23 protein-coding genes are annotated in these 20,295 nt (G+C 66.2%); 12 read left to right on the top strand and 11 right to left on the bottom strand.

All coding sequences use genetic code 11. From position 1 onward, the window contains the following. Nucleotides 1-220: 220 nt before the first annotated feature. The gene (infB, locus tag M0R88_RS04285) at nt 221-2,023 is read right to left on the bottom strand and encodes a translation initiation factor IF-2 (protein WP_248655731.1); all 1,803 of its coding nucleotides are present in this window, start codon (nt 2,021-2,023) and stop codon (nt 221-223) included. Between the two features lie 185 nt (nt 2,024-2,208). Here infB and M0R88_RS04280 point away from each other — a divergent pair, with 185 nt between their 5' ends. Together M0R88_RS04280 and M0R88_RS04275 are read left to right on the top strand one after the other, a co-directional pair. Then, nucleotides 2,209-2,454 carry a PRC-barrel domain-containing protein gene (locus M0R88_RS04280; protein ID WP_248655730.1) on the top strand — a complete coding sequence of 82 codons (246 nt, stop codon included), beginning with the start codon at nt 2,209-2,211 and terminating at the stop codon, nt 2,452-2,454. Further along, complete coding sequence (locus M0R88_RS04275) at nt 2,455-2,919, top strand: NOB1 family endonuclease (protein WP_248655729.1); 465 nt, start codon at nt 2,455-2,457, stop codon at nt 2,917-2,919. Between the two features lie 95 nt (nt 2,920-3,014). On the opposite strand, the gene M0R88_RS04270 is transcribed toward M0R88_RS04275, so the two are convergent. The 4 genes from M0R88_RS04270 to M0R88_RS04255 all read right to left on the bottom strand — a co-directional run bounded on the left by M0R88_RS04270 (nt 3,015) and on the right by M0R88_RS04255 (nt 6,433). Then, nucleotides 3,015-3,158, bottom strand: coding sequence for a CopG family transcriptional regulator (locus M0R88_RS04270; RefSeq protein WP_248655728.1), 144 nt, complete (start codon nt 3,156-3,158; stop codon nt 3,015-3,017). Between the two features lie 115 nt (nt 3,159-3,273). Next, the gene (locus tag M0R88_RS04265; RefSeq protein WP_248655727.1) at nt 3,274-4,056 is read right to left on the bottom strand and encodes a CPBP family intramembrane glutamic endopeptidase; all 783 of its coding nucleotides are present in this window, start codon (nt 4,054-4,056) and stop codon (nt 3,274-3,276) included. Nucleotides 4,057-4,145: 89 nt separating this feature from the next. Further along, complete coding sequence (locus M0R88_RS04260; RefSeq protein WP_248655726.1) at nt 4,146-5,060, bottom strand: BGTF surface domain-containing protein; 915 nt, start codon at nt 5,058-5,060, stop codon at nt 4,146-4,148. Nucleotides 5,061-5,140: 80 nt separating this feature from the next. Continuing rightward, nucleotides 5,141-6,433, bottom strand: a complete 1,293-nt coding sequence (locus tag M0R88_RS04255; protein WP_248655725.1) for a phosphoglucose isomerase-related protein — start codon at nt 6,431-6,433, stop codon at nt 5,141-5,143. A 175-nt stretch (nt 6,434-6,608) separates the two neighbouring features. Here M0R88_RS04255 and M0R88_RS04250 point away from each other — a divergent pair, with 175 nt between their 5' ends. Both M0R88_RS04250 and M0R88_RS04245 read left to right on the top strand, forming a co-directional pair. Continuing rightward, a complete protein-coding gene (locus M0R88_RS04250) occupies nt 6,609-7,376 on the top strand; it encodes a hypothetical protein (protein WP_248655724.1) in 768 nt (255 codons plus the stop codon). Nucleotides 7,377-7,463: 87 nt separating this feature from the next. Beyond that, nucleotides 7,464-7,982, top strand: coding sequence for a DUF8056 family protein (locus M0R88_RS04245; RefSeq protein ID WP_248655723.1), 519 nt, complete (start codon nt 7,464-7,466; stop codon nt 7,980-7,982). 70 nt (nt 7,983-8,052) lie between these two features. Here the strand turns inward: M0R88_RS04245 and M0R88_RS04240 are convergent, their stop codons facing one another. Further along, on the bottom strand, nt 8,053-8,706 hold the full coding sequence (locus M0R88_RS04240) for a ribonuclease HI family protein (RefSeq protein WP_248655722.1): 654 nt from the start codon (nt 8,704-8,706) through the stop codon (nt 8,053-8,055). Nucleotides 8,707-9,049: 343 nt separating this feature from the next. On the opposite strand from M0R88_RS04240, the gene M0R88_RS04235 reads away from it, so the two are divergent. Both M0R88_RS04235 and M0R88_RS04230 read left to right on the top strand, forming a co-directional pair. Then, nucleotides 9,050-9,523 carry a DUF5812 family protein gene (locus M0R88_RS04235; protein WP_248655721.1) on the top strand — a complete coding sequence of 158 codons (474 nt, stop codon included), beginning with the start codon at nt 9,050-9,052 and terminating at the stop codon, nt 9,521-9,523. Between the two features lie 107 nt (nt 9,524-9,630). Further along, nucleotides 9,631-10,134: an SPW repeat domain-containing protein gene (locus M0R88_RS04230; protein WP_248655720.1), complete on the top strand. Its 504-nt coding sequence runs from the start codon at nt 9,631-9,633 to the stop codon at nt 10,132-10,134. 203 nt (nt 10,135-10,337) lie between these two features. On the opposite strand, the gene M0R88_RS04225 is transcribed toward M0R88_RS04230, so the two are convergent. Further along, nucleotides 10,338-10,763 (bottom strand): DUF7968 family protein, encoded by a 426-nt coding sequence (locus tag M0R88_RS04225; protein WP_248655719.1) that lies wholly within the window; start codon nt 10,761-10,763, stop codon nt 10,338-10,340. A 111-nt stretch (nt 10,764-10,874) separates the two neighbouring features. Here M0R88_RS04225 and secF point away from each other — a divergent pair, with 111 nt between their 5' ends. Then, nucleotides 10,875-11,756: a protein translocase subunit SecF gene (gene secF / locus M0R88_RS04220; protein ID WP_248655718.1), complete on the top strand. Its 882-nt coding sequence runs from the start codon at nt 10,875-10,877 to the stop codon at nt 11,754-11,756. Continuing rightward, entirely contained in the window at nt 11,753-13,330 is a 1,578-nt protein-coding gene (locus tag M0R88_RS04215; protein WP_248656753.1) for a preprotein translocase subunit SecD, read from the top strand. The genes secF and M0R88_RS04215 overlap by 4 nt, the downstream gene beginning before the upstream one ends. A 49-nt stretch (nt 13,331-13,379) precedes the next feature. On the opposite strand, the gene M0R88_RS04210 is transcribed toward M0R88_RS04215, so the two are convergent. Continuing rightward, entirely contained in the window at nt 13,380-13,967 is a 588-nt protein-coding gene (locus M0R88_RS04210) for a hypothetical protein (RefSeq protein ID WP_248655717.1), read from the bottom strand. Nucleotides 13,968-14,154: 187 nt separating this feature from the next. Between M0R88_RS04210 and M0R88_RS04205 the strand changes: the two genes are divergently transcribed. Beyond that, entirely contained in the window at nt 14,155-14,400 is a 246-nt protein-coding gene (locus M0R88_RS04205; protein ID WP_248655716.1) for a hypothetical protein, read from the top strand. A gap of 26 nt (nt 14,401-14,426) precedes the next feature. Here M0R88_RS04205 and rnhB read toward each other — a convergent pair whose 3' ends face one another. Continuing rightward, nucleotides 14,427-15,119 (bottom strand): ribonuclease HII, encoded by a 693-nt coding sequence (gene rnhB / locus M0R88_RS04200; RefSeq protein ID WP_256468582.1) that lies wholly within the window; start codon nt 15,117-15,119, stop codon nt 14,427-14,429. Between the two features lie 120 nt (nt 15,120-15,239). Between rnhB and M0R88_RS04195 the strand changes: the two genes are divergently transcribed. The 3 genes from M0R88_RS04195 to M0R88_RS04185 all read left to right on the top strand — a co-directional run bounded on the left by M0R88_RS04195 (nt 15,240) and on the right by M0R88_RS04185 (nt 17,931). Next, nucleotides 15,240-15,935 carry a helix-hairpin-helix domain-containing protein gene (locus M0R88_RS04195; RefSeq protein ID WP_248655715.1) on the top strand — a complete coding sequence of 232 codons (696 nt, stop codon included), beginning with the start codon at nt 15,240-15,242 and terminating at the stop codon, nt 15,933-15,935. Nucleotides 15,936-16,039: 104 nt separating this feature from the next. Beyond that, nucleotides 16,040-17,482: an MATE family efflux transporter gene (locus tag M0R88_RS04190; RefSeq protein WP_248655714.1), complete on the top strand. Its 1,443-nt coding sequence runs from the start codon at nt 16,040-16,042 to the stop codon at nt 17,480-17,482. Between the two features lie 149 nt (nt 17,483-17,631). Beyond that, complete coding sequence (locus tag M0R88_RS04185; RefSeq protein ID WP_248655713.1) at nt 17,632-17,931, top strand: HalOD1 output domain-containing protein; 300 nt, start codon at nt 17,632-17,634, stop codon at nt 17,929-17,931. A 25-nt stretch (nt 17,932-17,956) separates the two neighbouring features. Here M0R88_RS04185 and M0R88_RS04180 read toward each other — a convergent pair whose 3' ends face one another. Both M0R88_RS04180 and M0R88_RS04175 read right to left on the bottom strand, forming a co-directional pair. Beyond that, nucleotides 17,957-18,739, bottom strand: a complete 783-nt coding sequence (locus tag M0R88_RS04180) for a DUF2270 domain-containing protein (protein WP_248655712.1) — start codon at nt 18,737-18,739, stop codon at nt 17,957-17,959. A 72-nt stretch (nt 18,740-18,811) separates the two neighbouring features. Then, the gene (locus M0R88_RS04175) at nt 18,812-20,137 is read right to left on the bottom strand and encodes a tRNA pseudouridine(54/55) synthase Pus10 (RefSeq protein ID WP_248655711.1); all 1,326 of its coding nucleotides are present in this window, start codon (nt 20,135-20,137) and stop codon (nt 18,812-18,814) included. Nucleotides 20,138-20,295 lie beyond the last annotated feature (158 nt).

Here is a 20,295-nt window from a genome sequence, read left to right as displayed (position 1 = left end):
AGCAAAATACATCTATTGAATAGTTAATTTAATATTCTTAATGTATGGATGGTAGTGCCGAATAAACAATGATAATTCGGACTTCTTCTTAAAAAGAATCTGCTTTAGTAATAATGAATCTGATGTGTACTGTGAGGAATTCGAACTCGGCGACCGCAGTGCGCGGTCGCTCCCGGCCGGAGCGCAACGGAAAATACCGGTTCCTCGTCGGCGCGAGCGGTTACTTGCCCCAGAAGGGGTCGCGCTTGCGCTGTTTGTCGAGGTACATCTTGAGCGCTTCGAGTTCGTCCGCCGGGATGTCGTCGCTCAGTTCCTGCTCTAAAATCTTGGCGTGCTTCTCGGGAATCTCGATCCAGAGTTCGTCGCCCTCCTCTATCTGGCGGCCGACCGTCGGCCCGTCGATGGCGACGCTGACGCGGTTGCCGCTCCGGGCTTCGTCCACGTCCTCGCCCTGCTCCTGAATCCCCTTCAACTGGCCGACCCGCGTCGGGTCGTTACCCTCGAACTTCACGACGTTGCTGTTCTTCTTGACGGTGCCCGCCAGAATCTCGACGCCGACCACCGCAGGGTCGTTCTGCCGGAAGGTGTGGTCCTGTAGAATCTGGAACCGCGAGGGTCGGGTGATGTTGTCGAGGACGGTCTCCTGCTGGGCGCGCTCCAGTTCCTCGACGTACTCCTCGTACTCCTCGATGAGTCGGTAGATGACGCCGCTCTCGAAGAGTTTCACGTCGCTCTCCTCGGCCCGCTGTTCGGCGTCGGCCAGCAGGTCCACGTTGAACGCGAGGATGGTCTTGTGCTTGTCCTCGTTGGCGGTCGAAGCGACGCTGATGTCCCGAGGAGCGACGTCGCCGACCTCGGCGCGCATGACGGGAATCTCGGCCTCGTCCATCGCGTTGGCGATGGCCTCCAGACTCCCGAGGGTGTCGGCCTTCACGACGACGCCCTGCTCTTGGGTCTCGACCTCGATTTCGGAGAGTTCGGCCCGGACTTCCGCGATGACTTCCTCGATGTCGCGGTCCCGGACGACTCGGACGGGCGCGCCCGCCATCGCTCTGTCGAGTTCCGGCGCGGCGATCTTCACCCCGGAGGCGGCCGCTATCTCCTCGACCTTCTCGAAGCGGTCCTCGGTCCGAATCTCGGCGAGCGGTCGGGGTTTCAGGATGGCGCGCACGTCGGTCACGATGGGGTCGTCCATCCCGCCGACGACGATGGTCTCGTCCTCCCGGATGGTGCCGTCGTACAGCACCACGTCGAGGGTCGTCCCGAAGCCCTTCTCCTCTTTGACTTCGAGGACGGTGCCCGCGCCCGGCCCGGTCACGTCGATGGCCATGTCCTCTTTCATGTACCGCTGGGCCAGTCCCATCAGGACGGTCAGCAGGTCGGGAATCCCCTCCCCGGTCTCGGCGCTGACCGGCACGACGCCGATGTTCCCCCGGAAGTCCTGGACGCGCCAGTACATGTCCGCCGTGAACCCCTCGTCGCTCAACTCCCCGATGACTTCGTAGAGCTTCTCGTCCAGCATCGAACTCGCCCGGTCGCTCTGGGCCTCCTTGGTCTGCTGAATGGGCGCGTCCTCGTTTGGTTTCCACCCCGGCACGGTGTCTATCTTGTTCGCGGCGACGACGAACGGCGTCTGGGACTGCTTGAGAATGTTGATAGCTTCGAGGGTCTGGGGCTGGAAGCCGTCGTTGACGTCCACGACGAGGATAGCGATGTCGGCCAGCGCGCCCCCGCGAGACCGCAGGGTGGTGAACGAGTGGTGGCCCGGCGTGTCGATGAAGAGCAGGCCGGGCAGGTCGAAGTCGCTCGGGTCGATGAGGCTTCCGGCGACCTTCGACACCACATCGAGCGGAATCGCGGTGGCCCCGATGTGCTGGGTGATCGCGCCCGCCTCGCCCTCGATGACGGTCGAGCCGCGAATCTTGTCCAGTAGACTGGTCTTGCCGTGGTCTACGTGTCCCAGTACTGCCACGATTGGGGTTCGCAAACCGTGTTCGCCGTCGCGTGTATCAGTGTCAGACATAACTACCACCGGGGAAAGAAGGTTTCTTACTCGTGAAGTACTTCGCACGGCATTTAACTTTTGCGAGCGCGGCTCCTTGCCGTCACGGACTCCGCGCGAGTCTCCGCCCGGCGATTCGGCGCGCGGACCCCCGCGAGTCGCGGGTCCCCCTACCCTTTATGTAGGAGCGTTCAGTAACCCCCCGTATGTCGGAAATCCTCGCCGAAAACCTCTCGGGGAAAGCCGTCATGGGGTCAGACGGGACAGAACTCGGTATGTTGTACAACATCACCATGGACCTCAAGACGGGCGAACTCGCCGACCTGCTCATCGAACCGGACGAACAGTTGGACAACGCCACGGTGGCGTTCGACTCGGACGAAGAGGGTCGATTCCAAGTCCCCGTGAAACGAGTGCAGGCAGTAAAAGACTACATCGTCGTTCAGCGGTAAATGTACGTTCTAGACGCCTCAGCCTTCATCAACGAGTATCACACGACAGAAGACATCGCGACCATCCCGATGGTCCGGGAGGAACTCGAAGACGAGAGCGCCTATCGCTTCGACGCGATGGAGGGGTCGGGGATGCACATCCACATCCCGCAGGACGGCGCGGTAGAGCGGGTCCGCCGGGCCGCCGAGGAGACGGGGGACTTCGAGGAGCTTTCGACCACCGACGTTCGCCTCATCGCGGCCGCCTTCGAACTCGACGCCAGACTCGTAACCGACGACTACGCGATGCAGAATGTCGCCGAACACATGGACGTGAGCGTCGAAGTCATCGCGCAGGACGGCATCTCCGAACAGCGCAACTGGAAGTTCCAGTGTCAGGGCTGCGGTCGGGAGTTCGACGAGAACAAAGACCGGTGTCCCATCTGCGGGAGCAAACTCACGCGCAAGAACCCCTCGAACGCCTGACCGCGCCTTCCCAACGCCGAACGCGCTCCTTCGAATCGAACGCGTTCTCGCGCGACCGTCGCGATTCGACGCGACTGCGACCGCCGCTCGTCCAGTTACTCGTCGGTCTCTATCTCTTCGAGACCGACCTCGACGAGTTGCTGGAGAACTTCTTGGGTCGTCAGGTCGTACTCGCGGGCCAGCGTCTCGATGCGTCTGGCCCGCTCCCGTTCGATGCTCACCGAGTACCGACGCTCCATGAACTTTTCAAAAGTATTTGGAGCTGTTAAATCTACGTCAGACGGAGGGCGGACGCGAAGCGGACGCCCGGCAGACTCCCCGGTTTCCCCGGAGTCCAACTCGCTCCGCCCTCGGTCACGCGCCTCCGGTCAGTTGGAGGTACATCGCGCCGAAGACGACGGCGTCGAACGTCCCGTGAATCAGTGCCGGGACGGTCAGGTTCTCCGTGGCCAGATACGTCGCGCCGAGTATCAGCGAGAGGCCGAAGATGACCGCGAGCGTGCTGGCGAGCGCCGCGAGGCCCGACGCTCCGGCCGCGTACGCCGGGATGTGAGCCAGCGAGAACACCGCGCTTCCGACCAGCACCGCGCCCCAGTCGCCGAACGTGTCGTAGAGGTCCTTCTGGATGATGTTGCGGTAGAGCAACTCCTCGCCGGGACCGATGATGAGCCACGACGCCGGAATCATCAACAGCAGGATGTCGGCGTTGCCCTTCGCGGTCTGCTCGATGTTGTGGCTCGCGGTACTCACGCCGACGGCCGAGAAGACGACGGTGACGAGCATCTGGAGCGCGAACAGGGCGACGACGCCGCCGACCACGTAGCCCGCGTCGCGCAGGGAGGGCCACCGGAAGTCGAGGTACGAGAGGGTCGCGTCGGTCCACTGGAAGTAGAGTAGCGCGACCGTCGCGGTCCCGAACCCGAGCGCGACCGCACCGAGCGCGAGTTCCATCGCGGTGCCGAGTTCGCCGGGGACCAGTCCCGACCCGATACTCACGAGCAGACTGCCCCAGACCGCGATAGCGAACAGTCCGGCGTAGCCGACCGCGAGACTCCACCCGACCGCTTTGGCGGCCCGCCCGAGCGAGACCGAGGAGTCTCGGTCGTCACCCAAGCTCGCGGCAGAACGGTCTTCCATGCCTCGAAGCACGGGCGGCCGCGCTAAAGGCCCTGTGCTTGGACGCGAGAAGCGGTGATTGGATGCGGGAAACCGCGCCGAGTCGCCGGTCAGGCGCGCCGCGCGTGCGCGACGCCGGCGACCAACGCGAGGAGCGCTACCGGGACGCCGAATCCGGGGATGCCGGACTCGTTGTCGCCCTGCGTGGTCGTTTCGATTTCGTCGGTGGTCGTTGCTGTATCGTCGGTGGTCGTCTCGGTCGGCGCGTCCGTCGTCGTCTCGGTCGCCATCGCCGACTCGTTCAGGATTACACCTTCGGTCACCTTCGAACTGGATTGGAGGGTGAGGTTGACTTCGGTCCCGGACGGCACGTCGCTCAGGTCGAACGTTGCGTTGGCAGTTCCGTCCGCCGCGACGACCTCCGGAGTCATTATGCCGAACGATTCGCCCTCTATCTTGACTACTACCTTCTCGCCCGGTTCGGCGTCGGTCCGTAGTTTGACGGTCTGGTTTGCAGTGTTTTCGAGCACGAGGCGCTCGCCGTCGTGAACGAACTCGACGGAGGTCTCTTTCACGACCCCGGTCGTCTCGGCGAGAGTCCGGCCGTCGTAGCGAACGACGAGCGATATCTCGGAGTGCGGTCTCAGGCGGAGATTTTGAGAGTAGATGGAGACTGTCGCGGTACCGTTCTTCGAGACTGTTGCCTCACGCTGGTCGACGAAGCTACCGTTCTTTCGCAATACGAGATTAAGCGTCGTCCCGGCGGCCGCGTTCGTTCGAGTGGTGACGTTCTGTTCGCTGATAGGGCTTATGTCGAGTTTCTCGCCGTCGTGGACGAACGACGCCGTGACGTTCTCGCTCTGATTGGTTTCGTCGGTCTGTGCGACTGACGAGTCGAGTTGCTGTACCGAGTGCGCCGATACGTCGTCTGCCGCCGCGGATGCGCCCGCGGCCGCGCCAGCGACGCCCGCGAGGGCGACCAGCGCGGCGAGGACTACCTGCCGGTGGAGGGCTGTGTCGAACACGATACGTTCTCCCGACTGTAGTTAGATGGTTGTCAAAAACTTCTGTTCTTTTCCCGCTGCGTTCCGTGATAGAAGCCGACCTACTCGACGGTCAGCGTCGTCTTCTCGGCCACGGCGTCGGCCTCCTCGAAGTCGCCGCCGCCCAGCAGTCCGCGGGCGGCCTTTTTACCCCACTCGACGGCGGGTTGCGTGAACGTCGAGACCTCGGCGAGTTCGCCGTAGACGACGCAGGCGGCCTCCATGCCGTAGAGGAGTTCGCCGAGGCTCTCCTCGTCCACGCGGTCGATTTCGACCCGAACGTTCGGCTGGCCCGCGGCCGCGAGGCTGGCCTCGGTCGCCTCGAACTCGGCGTCGAGCAGGTCGCCGAGCGACGAGCCGCCGAGGTACGAGAGGCCGTCTAAGTCGGTCGTGGGAATCGCGCGGTCGGCGCGCGTCTCCGGGCGAACGAGCGTGACGAGTTTGTCGCGGGGGCCCGCGCGGTAGAGTTGGAGTTGGGAGTGCTGGTCGGTCGCGCCGAGCGCGCGGGCGGGGGTCTGGCCCCGGCCGTCCTTGCCGAGGCTCTCGGCCCACAACTGGGCGAACCACTCGGCGAAGGTTTCGAGGGATTCGGCGTAGGGCATCATCGCGTTGACCGCCGCGCCGCGCTCTTCGAGGGCGTAGGCCACCGCGCCGTAGGCGTAGGCCGGCGAGTCGTACAGCGACCCCGCGAGGCGGTCGGCCTCGTCGCTCGCTCCTCGGAGAATCGCGTCGAGGTCGTGGCCCTGAATCGCGGCGCAGGCGAGACCGACCGTCGAGAGGACCGAGAAGCGACCGGGCACGCCGTCGGGCACGTCGAGCGCGGGCAGATCCTCCTTCTCCGCGAGGCGGCGGAGGTTGCCCTCGTCGCCGGTCGTGACGAAGGTCCGGTCGGTCCAATCGACGCCCGCCCGCTCCATCTCCTCGCGCACGACGAGGAAGTTGGCCAGCGTCTCGGCGGTCGTGCCCGAGCGCGAGACGACGTTGACCGCGGTCGAATCGAGGGGCAGGGAGTCGAGCAGGCGCGAGACGTGTTCGGGGTCCACGTTGTCGAGGAAGTAGGCGTCCGTCTCTGAGGGCAGACCGCGAGCGAGCGTGGCCGCACCGAGGGCCGACCCGCCGATGCCGACGGTCAGGACCGCCTCGGCGTCGGCGAAGGGTTCGACCGCGGCCCGAATCTCGTCGGGGTTCGCGGTCTCGGGGAGGTTCAACGCGGCGTAGCCGTGGTCGGCGTTCGCCCTGCCGCGCTCGATGCGCTCGTGGGCGTCGGCGACTCGCTCGTCCAACTCGTCGAGTCCCGTGCGGGAGAGTCCGGGGTCGGCGACTTCCGACAGTGCGTTACCGAGGTCTACGCGCATGCCGTAGACGGCGACGGCGCGGACCAAAAATGGGCCGGTCCGGTCTGGTCCGGTCCGCCGGGAGCGAACTACCTCGCTCCGCCTCGACTTGTCACCGCAGATTAATTTCCCGGCTGAGGGGAACGGAAGTAACGACCGGATAACAAAATTCACCCTTCCCGTGGCCGAACGAGAGATGGACGAGAACACCAGCGTGACGACGACTCGGCGGTCGCTGTTGGCCGCCGTCGGCGGCGGACTCGGAGTCGGGTCGTCCGCGGCGCGCGGCGCGGGGGCGACGCAGGACGACTCTCAGTGCGTCCTCGTGCAGGGCGAGCGGTGCGTCCCGATTCGGCCGCTCCGTAGCCAGTTGCCGGTCGAGACGTTCTACGAGTACCACCTGCCCGCCGAGCGAGTGATGGACGAAAACGGCGCGGTCGGCGACGGGAGCGTGACCTACGCCTCCGCGGGGACGCGAAACCTCCAGCGCGAACACACCAGCATCGCGTTCCTCTATCAGGGACCCAAGGGGACGAGTCTGGTCTTCGTTCACGGGAGCGTCGGCAACCCGGACGCCGGCGCGGTGACGTTCCAGTTGTACGACATGCCGACCGACGGCGAGTGGGTGGTCAAAGACGACCTCTACCCGGACCCCGAGACCGGCGACATCGCCGAGACGAACTACGACCAGTGGGCGACCGAGGGCGACGACCACCGCATCGACTGGACGTGGGGCACCTCCGGCACCGACGGCGGCGCGTTCCGCGGTCTCGGCGAGGAGTTCTCCGTGACCGTCCAACCAGCGTTCAACGAGGCGGCCGCGCTCTACGGCGACCACTACGAGGGGAGGATAACCGATTGGCAGTTTCTCTCGGGGTCCGCGAGCCTCTCCGAGCGCATCTCGCTCGAACTAGACGAACCAATCCAAATCCGGACCGGCGGCTGTGGCGACGACGACAATTGACGCGAACGGCGATGCCGGGGGCAACTGACTCGAACGCCGACGACGGCATCGCACGGCTTATTGGCGGCCGTTGCTAAGGGGCGAACGATGTCGGATTCGACCGCCGACGGGTCCCGGAGCGTCGTCGTCGGCGCGTTCCGGAGCGCGTTCGCCCACACCGAGTCGCGGCTCCTCAAGTCGTACGTCCTCGTCAGCGCGCTGTTAGGCGGGTTACTCGCGGTCCTGCTCCTGCTCGCCTTCCCGGTCTGGGTGTTCCAGACCGCCGGCCAGTCGGAACTCGCCACCTTCTCGCGGGCGTTCCTCGTCGTCGGCGGCGTCCTGCTGTTGGTCGCGTTGGTCGCGCCCGTGGTCTCGGCCGGGCGGCGACACGACCGCGGGACGGCGAGCGCCCGCGCTGACGTGTCGCTCGCACTCGCTGGCTACCTGTTCGTCCTGTCGCTGTACGCCTCGCTGCTGGTCTCCGCGCCGCCCGACCAGCGCGAGACGCCGCCCGCGCTCCTCGCGCCAGTCGTGGAGTTCCTCTACTCGCTTCCCGCCGCGTACGCCGTCGCACCGCCGTTAGTCGCGGCGGCGCTCATCCTCGCCGTGCATCGGTTCGCGCGGTAATGCGAACGAGACGTGTGCGGCAACGAATACCTGCTCCTGTTAGCTTCGAACCGTAAGCGGCGGAGATTCACTATCCGGGTCCGAAACTCGCGATATCGGCTCCCACGGTCGCCAGTGCGTCGGCGGGGTTCGGGTCGCTGTCGGCCAGATGCGTGTACCGGTGGTCCGGGATGCTCGACAGTGTCTCCGTGACGGCCTCGCTGTACGTCTCGACGCCCGGTTCCGTCGGGTCGTCGCCACCCCAGACGTCTCGGATGACCGTCATCGAATCGATGCGCACTTCCAGCCTGCGCGGCTCGTAGCGCGCCACCAGTTCGGAGAGTCCGAGCTGGAGGGCGACGTACTCGGCGGTGTTGTTCCCCGTCCGCGAGCCGACGGGTCGGCCCAGACGGGCGAGTTCCTCCTCCGCAGCGTCCATGACGACGGCGCCCGCACCTGCGGGGCCGGGGTTGCCGCGCGAACTGCCGTCTACGTAGAGCACGAACGCGTCGCTCGTCGGTTCGGGGACGGGTGGCCGGGTGAGTCCCGACGCCAGCAGGCGTTCGAGCGCGGGACGCAACTCGTCGGGGGTGGTCGCGGGGTCGAAGAGACCGCCGTGGCCGGGGACGGCGTCGTCGATGGCGTCGGTGGCGGCCGCCACTTCGTAGCCGACGCCCGCGAGTACCTCGTCGACGAGCGTGGCGAGCGGCGAGAGGTGTTCGGTCGGGAGGCGGTCGTCGGTCACACCGCTTCCTCCTTCGAGCGTCTGTTCCGAGCCTTCGTACCCTCGCTCTCGAACGGTCCCGTTGGCTGGTCGCACCACTCCATACGGGTTCTCGGTGGTCGAGCGGGATAATCCCTTCAGGTGGCATCGGTGTCTCTCCGCCGACGCGGAACGTCCGTTTCATCTCACTCTATACCGCTTCAGACCGAAGCCAACACCTCCGCCTATCAGCACGAGACCCATCAACGCGGTCCCGGAGACGAGAGGGAACGTATCACCGATAGGGTTTCGACAGAGCCGTCCAGACCAAACACCCCGTATTGCAAACGCAACGGAGAAAAGCCGGGGCTCCCTAACTCGACTCATGAGCGACTCCGACGAGAAGACGAGTACCTTCCTCGTCACGCACGCCGAGGGCGACTCGGCCGTGCTGAAGGACGTACACGACGGACAGGTCCACACCCTCTCCTCGAATCCCGGCGTCGAGGAGACCGACGCCGTCGAAGCCACCGTCGCGCCCGACCCGCCGATGAACCTCACGTGGTCGGTCGTGGAGGTCGAGGAGCGCCGGGGCCTCTCGACCGAGCGGAGCGAAGAGCCGCCGACCACCCAAGAGCAGGACCTCGCGGCCGAGCAGGACGTGGGCGAAATCGCCCGGACCGAGCGCGCCGGCGACGGCGAGATTCACGTCCTCACGGTGCCGCCCGAGGATACGGAGGAGGCCGCGACAGACGTGCTGGACGACGAGGGCACGCTCTCGCGGGCGGCCCGACTCGGCGTCTCCCGCGTCGAGGTCCGCGCCGAGGACGGCGTCGTCAGCGTCCGGTACATGCCGTAAGCGTCCTCCTCGTCGCGTGAGTTGCCAGTTTCCATCGAACGCAGCTCGTTCTAGGCCCCAAGTCTTGTTGTCGTGAGGCCACTCCGACTAGTTGGGGGAGAGACAGGATGAGTACGGAACGCGACGACGACTACGACACCGACGAGTACAACGACGAAGCGACCTACGACGACGAGACGACGTACGACGACGAGACGACGTACGACGACGAGACGACGTACGACAGCGACGACTCCGATGGGGGTGCAAAGTGGGCGTCGGCGGTGACCGCGCTCCTCGGTCTCTGGCTCCTCGTGGTCCCGACGTTCTTCTGGGGAGCCGACGGTGCCGACTTCTGGAGCGACCTTATCGTCGGCGCGGGCATCGTCGCGCTCGCGGCGTACAGCTACTACGAATCGGGCGACGACGACTTAGAGGCCGGCAACTGGGCCAGCGCGATCAACGGTTTCCTCGGCCTCTGGGTGCTTATCGGCGCGTTCGTCTGGGAAGTGACCGACCTGTTGTTCTGGAACGACGTCGCGGTCGGCGCGCTCGTCGGTATCCTCGCCGGGTACGCCGCGTTCACCGCCGATGACGCCCCGGCCGGAATCGGTACCGAGCAACGAACCTAAACGGTTCGGCGACCGCGCGACGAACTTCCGGTCGTCACTCCGACGCCAGTTTTTCCGACGCGAACGCGCGTTACGTGGCCGAACGGTCGGCCTGTAGGCGTCGGTGCGTTTCCCCGGAGGCGTCGATACATTGCCCTAGAAGCGTCAGTACGGCCAGCGACGGGTAGCTATCGCTCGGACGCGGCCCGATGCCGTCCGCGGTCTCAGATTTCGTTCGGGCCGCCCCGACTCTGGACCTGCCATCCGCCCCGAATTCCGCAGGCCTCCCTGACCGTCCACTCGACCGCCGTGTCGGAACCGAGCGTCTCGCCGCCGGTTATCTCCTCGACGCGGAGCGGCACGTCGAGCGTACTGCCACAGCACCCGACGCCCACGAACTCCTCCCACGCGTCGCCCTGCCGGACGCGGTCGGTCTTCGTCTTCCGGAGGTACGCGGCGAAGGCGTCCTTCTCGACCTGAAATCGTCCCCAGTCGCTCAGGTCCTCGGGGTAGGAAATCACGACGCGCTCGGCGGGCGCGAGGTTCTCGTGGCGGTCGCTCAGGTCCTCGCCCGGCGTCGGCGACGTGCCGTCGTCCGACGTGGACGATTCGTCGGCGTCGGTCGAGTCGTCGGCGTTGTTGCGCCCCATACACCCGACTACGTGCCCGAGTCGTTTGAGCCTTCTTCCCACGGAAACGGTCGCGGGCGGTGGAACTCGATAAGAACACTTATTCACGGCCGTCTCACATTCCTCATCCATATGGTAGCGTTCGAAGTGCCGGAGGTGGACTACACCCAGTACACCAACCGGCAGTTGGCGGCGATTCCCCTCGCGATTCTCGCCGTCGCACTGCTGGTTATCGTCGGGTGGTACGTCTTCACCGGCGCACCGGTACGGCTCGGCATGGAGTTTACTGGTGGCACGGAGCTACGCGTCCAGACCTCGACCCCGCCCTCCGAAATCCCCGCGGCGTTCGACACCCAAGCGACCGTCACGCCCGTTCAGACAGTCCAAGACACCTACATCGTGACGTTCCCGCCCGAGGCCGACAACATCGGCCAACAGGCGAGAAACAACTTACAACCGGTCCGAGGCCAGTCGGCGGCGGACATGGTGAAGTCCATCCAAGGAACGTCCGCTAGCTTCGGCAAGTCCGCCCAAGAGACCGCGCTACTAGGCATCGGCCTCGCGTTCGTCGGGATGAGCGTCCTCGTGTTCCTGATGTTCCGGTCGTTCGTCCCCTCCATCGCGGTGGTCATCTCCGCGTTCAGCGACATCGTGATTCCCGTCGCGCTGATGAACCTGCTGGGCATCCCGCTGTCGCTCGGGACGGTCGCGGCGCTGCTGATGCTCATCGGGTACTCGGTGGACTCCGACATCCTGCTGAACAACCACATCCTGCGCCGGTCGGGTGACTTCTACGAGTCCACCCACCGCGCGATGCGGACCGGCGTGACGATGACCGTCACCTCGCTGTCGGCGATGGCCGTCATGGCCGTCGTCGCGTGGATATTCGGCATCGACCTCCTGCGTGACATCGGCATCGTCCTCGTCCTCGGACTGGCGACCGACCTCATGAACACCTACATGCTCAACCTCAGCCTGCTTCGCTGGTACAAGTACGAGGGGGTGACCCGATAATGGACATCCGCGACAACTGGCGGGTAATCCTCCTCGCCATCTTCCTCGTCGTCAGCACGTTCGCGCTCTTCTCGCCCGGCGTCGGCGGCGACGGCGGGAGTAACGAGTTCGTCAACGAGACGGCGGCCGACACGCCGACCAACCTGAAGTTCGGTCTCGAACTCTCGGGCGGCACCCGCATCCGCGCGCCCGTCGACGGCCTGACCGCGGAAGGCGTGGACGTGCCCCGCGGAACCGACGCCACTACGGTCGAGAGTCGCGTCGCCGGCAACCTCTCGGGCGTGAGCGCGGCCGACGTGACCGTTCGGTTCGCGCAGGCGGCCAACGAGACCACGACCGTCGAGGTCTTCGCGGGCAACGTCACCGAGTCGGCCTTCGGGAACGCGCTCCAGCAGGCGGGCTACGACTACCAGACCGTCCGGCAGGGCGTCACCGCCGAGACCCGAAACACCATCGTGCGCATCCTCCGGGACAAGGTCTCCGAGGCGGGCCTCTCGGGCGGGCAAGTCCAACAGGTGACGACGGCGAGCAACGAACACTTCGTCGTCATCGAGATGCCCAACACCAACCGGAGCCAACTCGAAGAACTCGTGACCCAGCGCGGGCAGGTGCAGGTCGTCGCCGCCTACCCGGTCCAGACGAACAACGGGACCGTCACGAAGACGACGCCGCTCCTCACACAGGGCGACTTCAGGAGTATCGGGACCGCACAGGAGAGTCCGCAACTCGGCACGCACGTTCCGGTCACGCTGAACGACAAGGCGGCACAGAACTTCTCGAACGCGATGCGGAAATTCGGTTTCACCAACGAGGGCGTCAGTAATTGTCGCTACGGAGCAACCCCCGATAACCCCGGTTACTGTCTCTATACGGTCGTAGACGGGGAAATCGTCTATGCAGCAGGCATGAGTCCGGACCTCGCCCAGACGTTCCGTCAACAGAAGTTCACGCAGAGCCCAAGCTTCGTCATGCAGACGGCCAACATGTCGGAAGCCCGCCAGCTTCAGATTCACCTGAACGCGGGTTCGCTCCCGGCCTCACTCAATATGGAGGAGGGCACGTCGTACTTCCTTGCGCCGAGTCTGGCCGAGCGGTTCAAGCTCTACTCGCTCATCACCGGTCTCGTCGCGGTCGGCGCGGTCAGCGCCGTCGTCTTCCTCCGGTACGGCGACCCGAAGGTCGCGGCCCCGATGCTGGTGACGGCGCTCTCGGAGGTCGTCATCCTACTCGGGTTCGCCGCGGCGATTCAACTCCCGCTGGACCTCAGCCACATCGCCGGGTTCATCGCGGTCATCGGGACCGGGGTGGACGACCTCATCATCATCGCCGACGAGGTGATGTCCGAGGGCGACGTGTCGTCCTCGCGCGTCTTCCAGAGCCGCTTCCGGAAGGCGTTCTGGGTCATCGGTGCGGCCGCCGCGACGACCATCATCGCCATGAGTCCGCTGGCGGTCCTCTCGCTGGGCGACCTCCAGGGCTTCGCCATCATCACCATCCTCGGCGTGCTCATCGGCGTACTGGTGACGCGACCGGCGTACGGCGACATCCTGCGGAGTCTGCTGACGGACAGATAATCTAACTCATTTTTGAGAAAAACAACGCCGAACTGGACGGACTGTACAGTTAGCAGTTACACTTGTAGCACCAGTCCACGCACGCACCCCAGCAGGGGTCTTCACAGGTTTCCCATTTACAGCATTCCTTCTCACACGTCCCGCCATCGCAGACGCTAAGCGTAGTCGCACCGTCGAGGACCTTCGGCTCCGACCCGCGCTCTCCAAGAAGTGCCCATCGCACGTCGCTCTCCGGCCGAATTGCGAACGTCAGCCGTCCTTTGTCAGTCATCCGGTTGATCTTGATCTCTGGTTCGACCGACCCGTCAGCTCGTTGAATCGACGTTACTTTCTCGTGTTCGTTTTCGTCTCCGCGCATGTCGCCGTTCGGGTCGACCGTCAGATCGGCCGCAACCTCCGCCTCAACGAGGCCCTCGGCGGCGAGCGATTCGAGCGCGTCCTCGTGGTTCGAGACGACTTCTCGAACTTTCTCCGGCGCTTCGTATCCAGCGACGGCCTCCTCGTGGTCGGCCATCGTGTGTGACACGTCTCCGGTCTTGGCTCCTGCGACACCGCTTGCGCCGGCCATGACCGTTGCACCCGTCGCTACCTTCTTGAGAACGCTCCGCCGGTCGATTGTATTGCTATCAAATTCCATTATATATTTTCATCTCTACACCCGAGTTATTTATATCTTTATAAATATTGTAAAATTGGACAGTATCTCTCAATTGTCGGTGAGAGATTGTGAGTCGCCCTACGACCGATCCGTCTCTCGACGGCGCATTCGAGAACGAAAGCACCCGACGCGAAGGTTTTTGTGCGATGATGGATAACTCCGGGCTATGCCCTCCGACATCTCCGACGAGCGGTTAGAGCGCGTCGTCCGGCGCGCGGTCCGCGCGGAACTCCGCCGACTCGCCGGACGGCTCTTCTGGACGGTCGTCGCTCTCGTCGGCATCTACGCGGGATTCGGTCTCGTCGCGCTCGGCTTCAACGCCGCGGGGTGGAGCGTCGTCACGACCGCCTTCGTCGTCCTCGGCATCGCGCTGATTGGACAGGGGATTCGGACGCTCCTGTTGAAGTGGTAACCAGGAATGAACTGACCGGACAGACCTCAGAAGTCGCCGAGTCCCGACTGCTCGGCCGCGGCCAGCACGTCCTCGCAGGTGGACCAACTCCGGCGTGCACAGTCGGGCAACTCGCCCCGCTCGGCAACGAACGCCTCCAGAAACTCGCGGGTGTTCGGGTCGCTCGGGTAGCCCGACCCCAACTCGCCCAGTTCCGGGCCGTGCGCGGCGGCGTATTGTTCCGCGAGGGCCGCGACGTGGGCGTCGCGTTCGACCTTCGCCACGATGCTGGCCGCGCCGACCACCGGGTACTCCTCGTCGGCACCGTGTTCCGCGGTCAACTCGACGCTCTCGGGGACTCCGTCGGCGACGCGCCGGGCGAATCGCTCCTCGCTGGTGTCGCCGGCGTCCGCGATGCCTTCCGGGTCGCGTGCCGCCTCCGCGGCGGGCGCGTCGGCCTCCCGCCCGACCACCTGCGAGACCGCCTCGGCGTGGGCCGTCACGGTGAGCGTGTTCATGTCCTCGTCGCCGTCGATCCGCTCGACCGGAATCTCGGCGACGCCGACCGCGATTCGGTCGTCGTCGCGCAGTTCGGCCGCGATCTCCTCGCGGCGCTCGGGCGCGACGTTCTTCGAGTCGTCGATGCCCGCGGGGAGCGCGTCGGGGTCCGCGACTCGGACCGCGGCGGCGAACATCGAACCCAGCACCGGCCCCTTCCCGGCCTCGTCTACTCCGAACACGCTCTCGAAATCTGCGCGAAAGTAATTGGCTTTTGCGATGGTCGGCGCGACGGACTCGAATCTCGACTTCCCCTCCGAGAGCCGAGACGCTGATACGCGGTGACCACCTACGACCGTCGAATGACGCTCTCGGTCGCCGTAGACGACAGAGAACCCGAGGCGGTCGGCCGCGCGGTCGAGGCCCACCCCGACGTGACCGCGGTCGAGGTGCGCCGCCTCCCCGCGGCGGACATCGCGGCCATCGACCCCGACGAGACCGGAGACGCGGGCTCGGTACTCGGCGCGGTCGGAATCGAGCGCAAGACCGTCGCCGACTACGCCAACTCCGCCATCGGCACCTCCGGGACCGACCTCCGCGAGCAGGTCCTCAAGATGGGCGAGGTCTACGACCGCGGCTACGTCCTGCTGGAGGGCGACCTCGCCGACGTGGGCGCAGACAGACCGGGCCTCGACGCCGCGTCGGTCCACGGCACGATGGCCTCGTTCGCCGCGCGCCACGACACGCCGGTCCTGCCCTGTTCCGACCGCGAGCGGTTGGTAGACGTGGCGATTCGCCTGCTCCGGAAACACCGCGAGGACCCCTCGCCGCGCCCGCTCGCCGGCGGGAGCGTGACGGGGTACGCCACCCCGCGGACCAAGCGACTGTTCGGTTGCATCGAGGGCGTCGGCCCGCGGACCGCCGACGCGCTCTACGAGGCGTTCCCCTCCGTCGAGGCGTTGCTGGCGGCGACGCCTGCGGAGTTACGTGAGGTGGAGGGCGTCGGCGAGAAGCGCGCCGAGGCGATCGTCGAGACGCTCCGCGGGCAACGGGATTAGGACGGCGTCGGTCTGTCTTCGGTTCGGAGGGGCACTGACGAGGTCTCGACTCGCCGCGACGTATAGAAAATACTTTAGTTTCGATTCGAAATAGCCCAATCAACGTGCCATCGCTCCCGAACCCAGTGCGACTGGTCGTCCTCGCGGTCGGCCGGGCGCTCGCCCGCGCCGGCCTCGTCTCGCCCGAGCGCGTTCGCCGGACGACCGACCTCGCGTGGCCCCGCATCGTCACCGGTCTCGCGCGCATGTCGAAGAACGCCGTGGACGTGGCGATGGTCGGTCTCGCGGTCGGTCCCGTCGCCATCGCCGGCATCGGCTTCGCCAGTCCCTACTGGGGCATCGCGTTCTCGCTCGGCGGCGGGTTGGCCGGCGGCACCATCGCGCTGGTCTCCCAGCGGTTCGGCGCGGAGGCGTACGACGAACTCGGCGTGGCGATCCGGGCCAGCGCGCTCGTCGTCCTCGCGGTCTCGCTCCCGGTCGCGGCGGCGTTCTGGCTCGCGCCCGCCGAACTCATCTCGCTCATGACCGACGAGGCGAGGGCCATCGAACTCGGTGCAATCTACCTCCGGATTCTCGCGCTCGGCGTCCCCTTCGCGGCGCTCAACCTCGTCGGGAGCCGAATCTACATCGGCGCGGACGACTCGTGGACCCCGATGGTCGTCCGCGGCGGCGGCGCGATAGCCAACATCGTCCTGAGCGGCGTCCTCATCTTCGGACTCGGTATGGGCGTCGCCGGGGCCGCGGTCGGCACCGTGCTGTCGAACGTCCTCGTCACGGGCGCCTTCGTCGCCGGTCTCGTCGCCGGACGCCTGCCCGGTCTCGGCGAACTCCCGGTGACGATAGACCCGTTCGGGGCCTACGCCGACCGCGAGACCATCGTGGACCTGGTCCGCATCGGTCTCCCGGTCGTGGGTAGAAACAGCGTCTGGACCGCCGCCAAGTTCCCGATGCTGGCCATCGTCGGCCTATTCGGTCCGAGCGTCGTCGCGGCCTACGTCATCGCCCGTCGAATCTGGGGGCTGATGAACACGCCCGGCTGGGGCTTCGGACTCGCCGCCAGCAGTCTCGTCGGCCAGGAACTCGGCGAGGGCGACGAACTCGAGGCCGAGGCCTACGCCCGCGACATCGTCGCCTTCTCGGTCGCCACTTACGTCGTCGTGGCGCTCGCGGTCGGCCCGTTCGCCGAACCCATCGTCGGACTCTTCGTCGGCGAGAGCGGTGACGCCACGATTCCCGTCGCGGTCGCGCTGATATACTCGGCCTGCGTCGCCGCGGTCGGGCAGGGCGTCAAGTCCGCGACCGCCGGACCGCTCGACGCCAGCGGCGACACGCGCTGGACGTTCTACAGCCAAGTCGTCGGCATGTTCGGCGTCGCCATCCCGGTCGCGTATCTCGGCGCGACCACCTCGCTCGGGATAGCGGGACTCTACCTCTCGTTCGTCGCCGAGACGACGGTTCCGGCCCTGATAAACTACCACCGGTTCTCGACCGGCAAGTGGAAGGCCATCAGCCGGGAGTTCCGGCCGGGCGCGTCGGCCGACGACTGAGAATCGCCGCAACTCTTTCGCGGTTCCTCCGTGATTCACGCCGCGTTCGCCGCGCGAACGCGGCGGTGCGCTCGGCCACGGACGCCGTGTTCCGCGCGTCTGACGGCCGTCTGCCGGTAATTGATAGGGTAGGGGAGCCTACAGGAAATATGGCAATCGCAACTCCCTCCGCCGACATCGACGCGGCGACGCTCTACCAAACCCGACACGACCCCGACAGTTCCGAGCCGATAAGCCGGTCCATCTACACCGCGCTCGCGGCGGTCGAGGGAGTCGCGCCGACCGACCTCGACGTCCAACTCTACGACTACGTGGACGTGGAGGCGATTGACGACCTCTACCGAGCGCCCGCCGCCGCCGACTGGGAGTTCACGTTTTCGGTCGAGAAGTACGCGATTCGCGTTCGCGCCGACGGCGAGGTGGCCGTGTTGCCCGCGGCCGCCGAGTGACGCGCCGGAATCCGGTTCGAGCCGATCAGTCGCGCCACGGGTCCGTGTTTTCGCGCTCGTGGAACTCGCGTTCGCCCCGACTCACGACGCCGTAGACGACGACGCCCGTCACGACGAGATAGAACAGGCCGACGCCCGCGACGACGGCGACGCCCGAGATTCCGAAGATTCGGGCGGTCTGGCGCCACGTCTCCTTCGGTTGGAAGACGCTGATTCTGACGAGCCACGACGCCAGCACGACCAGCAGGAGCGGATAGTAGATGCGGCGGAGTCGCCGGGCGAAGGCGACGGCCATCGGCGTCTTGACCGCGGGGTTCCGGAGGTCGGCCGCGAGGCGCTGTCGCCAGTCGGGGTGGGTCGGTTCGCTCTCGGGGTCGAACATTCCGGCGAACAGGTCCTGTTCGAGGAGTCTGACGCGCTCGCGCCACACGTCGTAAGCCCTGTACCGGCGGGTCTCGACCCCGAGGAAGACCACCATCGCGCCCATCCCGATGAGCAGGAGGTAGTGGGGGTTGCCGGGACTGGAGAACACCCACGTCAGCAGGGCGGCGATGACGGTGACCGCCCAGTAGGAGGTCTGGTCGAGGCGACCCCGCCACGTCGTCGCCCGATGGAGTTGCCCCCGGTAGAAGTGGCCGATCATCCCGGTCATCGCCGAGGGGTCGCCCGCGAGGACTTCGCCGACGTCCTGTCCGAATCGCTCGCCGGGGTCGTCGTCGGGCAACTCCTCGCGGTCGGCTCGATTCTGGTCGCGGTCGGCTCGGCCCCGGTCGGAGTCGCCGTCCCGCTGGTCGTTCTGATCCGCCATTACCGGCGGTACGCCGTTTCCACATCTACCGTTTGTGGCGCGGGTCCCGGTCGATTCGCGCGCTGGCGGCGCTCAAATCGCTTCCTTCAGGTACTCGGGGTCGTCGAACGCCTCGTCTTCGCCCTCGACGGCGACCACGTCGAGCGCCGTGACGACCGCGCCGACGCCGAGCAGTCCCGCGAGGCTCGGGGTAGTCCGCCCCTCGTCGCCCGAGACGAGTTCCTTGACGTAGAGACCGCCCTCGCCGTGGACTTCGAGTTCCGCGTGGCGCTCGTCTTCGAGGTGGCCCTCCGCGTCGTAGACGGTCCGGGTCCGGGTGATGCTCGCGCGGCGGTGGTCCACGCGCTGGGGCGTATCCTGCTCGACGGTGGTGCCCCGCAACTCCTCGATGGCCGCATCGAGGTCCTCGCTCGTCACGTCGGCGTCGAACTCCACGTCCATCCGGTAGGTCTTGCTCGCGTCGAGTTCCTTGACGCGCTCGACCATCTCGTGGGTCGCCAGCGCGAGGTCGGTGACTTCGACCTTCCCGTCGGCGAACTCGTTTATCTCGGCTTCGAGCGCGTCGGTGTCCACGTCGCGTCGCCGGGGGCGCTTGACCTCGACGACGAAGGGTCGGCCCGTGTCGAGCATCAGCGCGTCCACGTCCTCGCGGCCCGCGCCGTGGAACAGCGCCTCGTCGCCGTCCATCGCGTCGAGGACAGGGGGCGTGGTCAACTGCTCGACGCTCTCGTCGTAGAGGTAGCCCGACCCGCCGCAGTGGTCGCACGATTCCTCGCCGCCGCCCTCGGCGAGTTGCTTGCCCGTGCCGCCGCACTCCCGGCAGGGCCACTCGGTCTGCGGGATGTCGCGTTCGAGCTTCCGGTAGCGGCCGTAGACGAACGCCGAGTTGATCTGCACTTCGACGGCGTGGTCCGAGAGTTCCTCGCGCTCGGGGTCCACGTTGAGCAGGGCCAGCACGTCGGGGCGCTCGAAATCGACCTCCGTGTCGGTCAACCGGCCGACGCGCTTGCCGACCTCGCGGTTGAACTCCGACTTGAACGACTCGCCCGCGTCCTCGGGGAGGTCCGCGGACTCGCGGAGCAACTTCTCGTTCTCTTCGAGCAGCGGCGGGGTCCGCGTCCCGACTTGGTAGGTGGCGAACTTCCAGTCCGCGAGCGATTCGGCGGCCTGCTCGGCGTACTCGTCGAAGCGCTGGCTCTCGCCCTCGCAGACCCAGCAGTCGTCGGCGTCGGCGGGTTCGAAGGGGTCGTCGTCTTCGAGGGCGGCCGCGACCCGGAGCGAGCGACCGCGCTCGGCGTTGGTCAGCCCGAAACTCCGGTCGGCGAAACACCGGCCCAGACACGAGTCGCAGACCGGGCCGTTCGCGGCGACGCGGCGGGCGTCTTCGAGGATGGTCATGTTGGAAGCGTGGCGACGCGGCGGTTTACCGGTTTCTCATTCGCACGGGAGGCTACGGCGGTTTCGACCCGGCGCGCGCTGGCGCGGCCTCGCGGTTCGAGGCCGCGCCATCAGCGCGCGAGGGACGCGGGAGCGAAGCGACCGCGAGGCTGGGGAGG

Source organism: Halorussus gelatinilyticus (assembly GCF_023238445.1).
Lineage (GTDB): Archaea > Halobacteriota > Halobacteria > Halobacteriales > Haladaptataceae > Halorussus > Halorussus gelatinilyticus.
This window is presented reverse-complemented; position numbering and strand designations above follow the sequence as displayed.

What these genes read in the sequence shown, in the direction of transcription:
- infB (WP_248655731.1), bottom strand. Translation starts at nt 2,023, where the DNA reads ATGTCTGACACTGATACACGCGACGGCGAACACGGTTTGCGAACCCCA.
- M0R88_RS04280 (WP_248655730.1), top strand. Translation starts at nt 2,209, where the DNA reads ATGTCGGAAATCCTCGCCGAAAACCTCTCGGGGAAAGCCGTCATGGGG.
- M0R88_RS04275 (WP_248655729.1), top strand. Translation starts at nt 2,455, where the DNA reads ATGTACGTTCTAGACGCCTCAGCCTTCATCAACGAGTATCACACGACA.
- M0R88_RS04270 (WP_248655728.1), bottom strand. Translation starts at nt 3,158, where the DNA reads ATGGAGCGTCGGTACTCGGTGAGCATCGAACGGGAGCGGGCCAGACGC.
- M0R88_RS04265 (WP_248655727.1), bottom strand. Translation starts at nt 4,056, where the DNA reads ATGGAAGACCGTTCTGCCGCGAGCTTGGGTGACGACCGAGACTCCTCG.
- M0R88_RS04255 (WP_248655725.1), bottom strand. Translation starts at nt 6,433, where the DNA reads ATGCGCGTAGACCTCGGTAACGCACTGTCGGAAGTCGCCGACCCCGGA.
- M0R88_RS04250 (WP_248655724.1), top strand. Translation starts at nt 6,609, where the DNA reads ATGGACGAGAACACCAGCGTGACGACGACTCGGCGGTCGCTGTTGGCC.
- M0R88_RS04245 (WP_248655723.1), top strand. Translation starts at nt 7,464, where the DNA reads ATGTCGGATTCGACCGCCGACGGGTCCCGGAGCGTCGTCGTCGGCGCG.
- M0R88_RS04235 (WP_248655721.1), top strand. Translation starts at nt 9,050, where the DNA reads ATGAGCGACTCCGACGAGAAGACGAGTACCTTCCTCGTCACGCACGCC.
- M0R88_RS04230 (WP_248655720.1), top strand. Translation starts at nt 9,631, where the DNA reads ATGAGTACGGAACGCGACGACGACTACGACACCGACGAGTACAACGAC.
- M0R88_RS04225 (WP_248655719.1), bottom strand. Translation starts at nt 10,763, where the DNA reads ATGGGGCGCAACAACGCCGACGACTCGACCGACGCCGACGAATCGTCC.
- secF (WP_248655718.1), top strand. Translation starts at nt 10,875, where the DNA reads ATGGTAGCGTTCGAAGTGCCGGAGGTGGACTACACCCAGTACACCAAC.
- M0R88_RS04210 (WP_248655717.1), bottom strand. Translation starts at nt 13,967, where the DNA reads ATGGAATTTGATAGCAATACAATCGACCGGCGGAGCGTTCTCAAGAAG.
- M0R88_RS04205 (WP_248655716.1), top strand. Translation starts at nt 14,155, where the DNA reads ATGCCCTCCGACATCTCCGACGAGCGGTTAGAGCGCGTCGTCCGGCGC.
- M0R88_RS04195 (WP_248655715.1), top strand. Translation starts at nt 15,240, where the DNA reads ATGACGCTCTCGGTCGCCGTAGACGACAGAGAACCCGAGGCGGTCGGC.
- M0R88_RS04185 (WP_248655713.1), top strand. Translation starts at nt 17,632, where the DNA reads ATGGCAATCGCAACTCCCTCCGCCGACATCGACGCGGCGACGCTCTAC.
- M0R88_RS04180 (WP_248655712.1), bottom strand. Translation starts at nt 18,739, where the DNA reads ATGGCGGATCAGAACGACCAGCGGGACGGCGACTCCGACCGGGGCCGA.
- M0R88_RS04175 (WP_248655711.1), bottom strand. Translation starts at nt 20,137, where the DNA reads ATGACCATCCTCGAAGACGCCCGCCGCGTCGCCGCGAACGGCCCGGTC.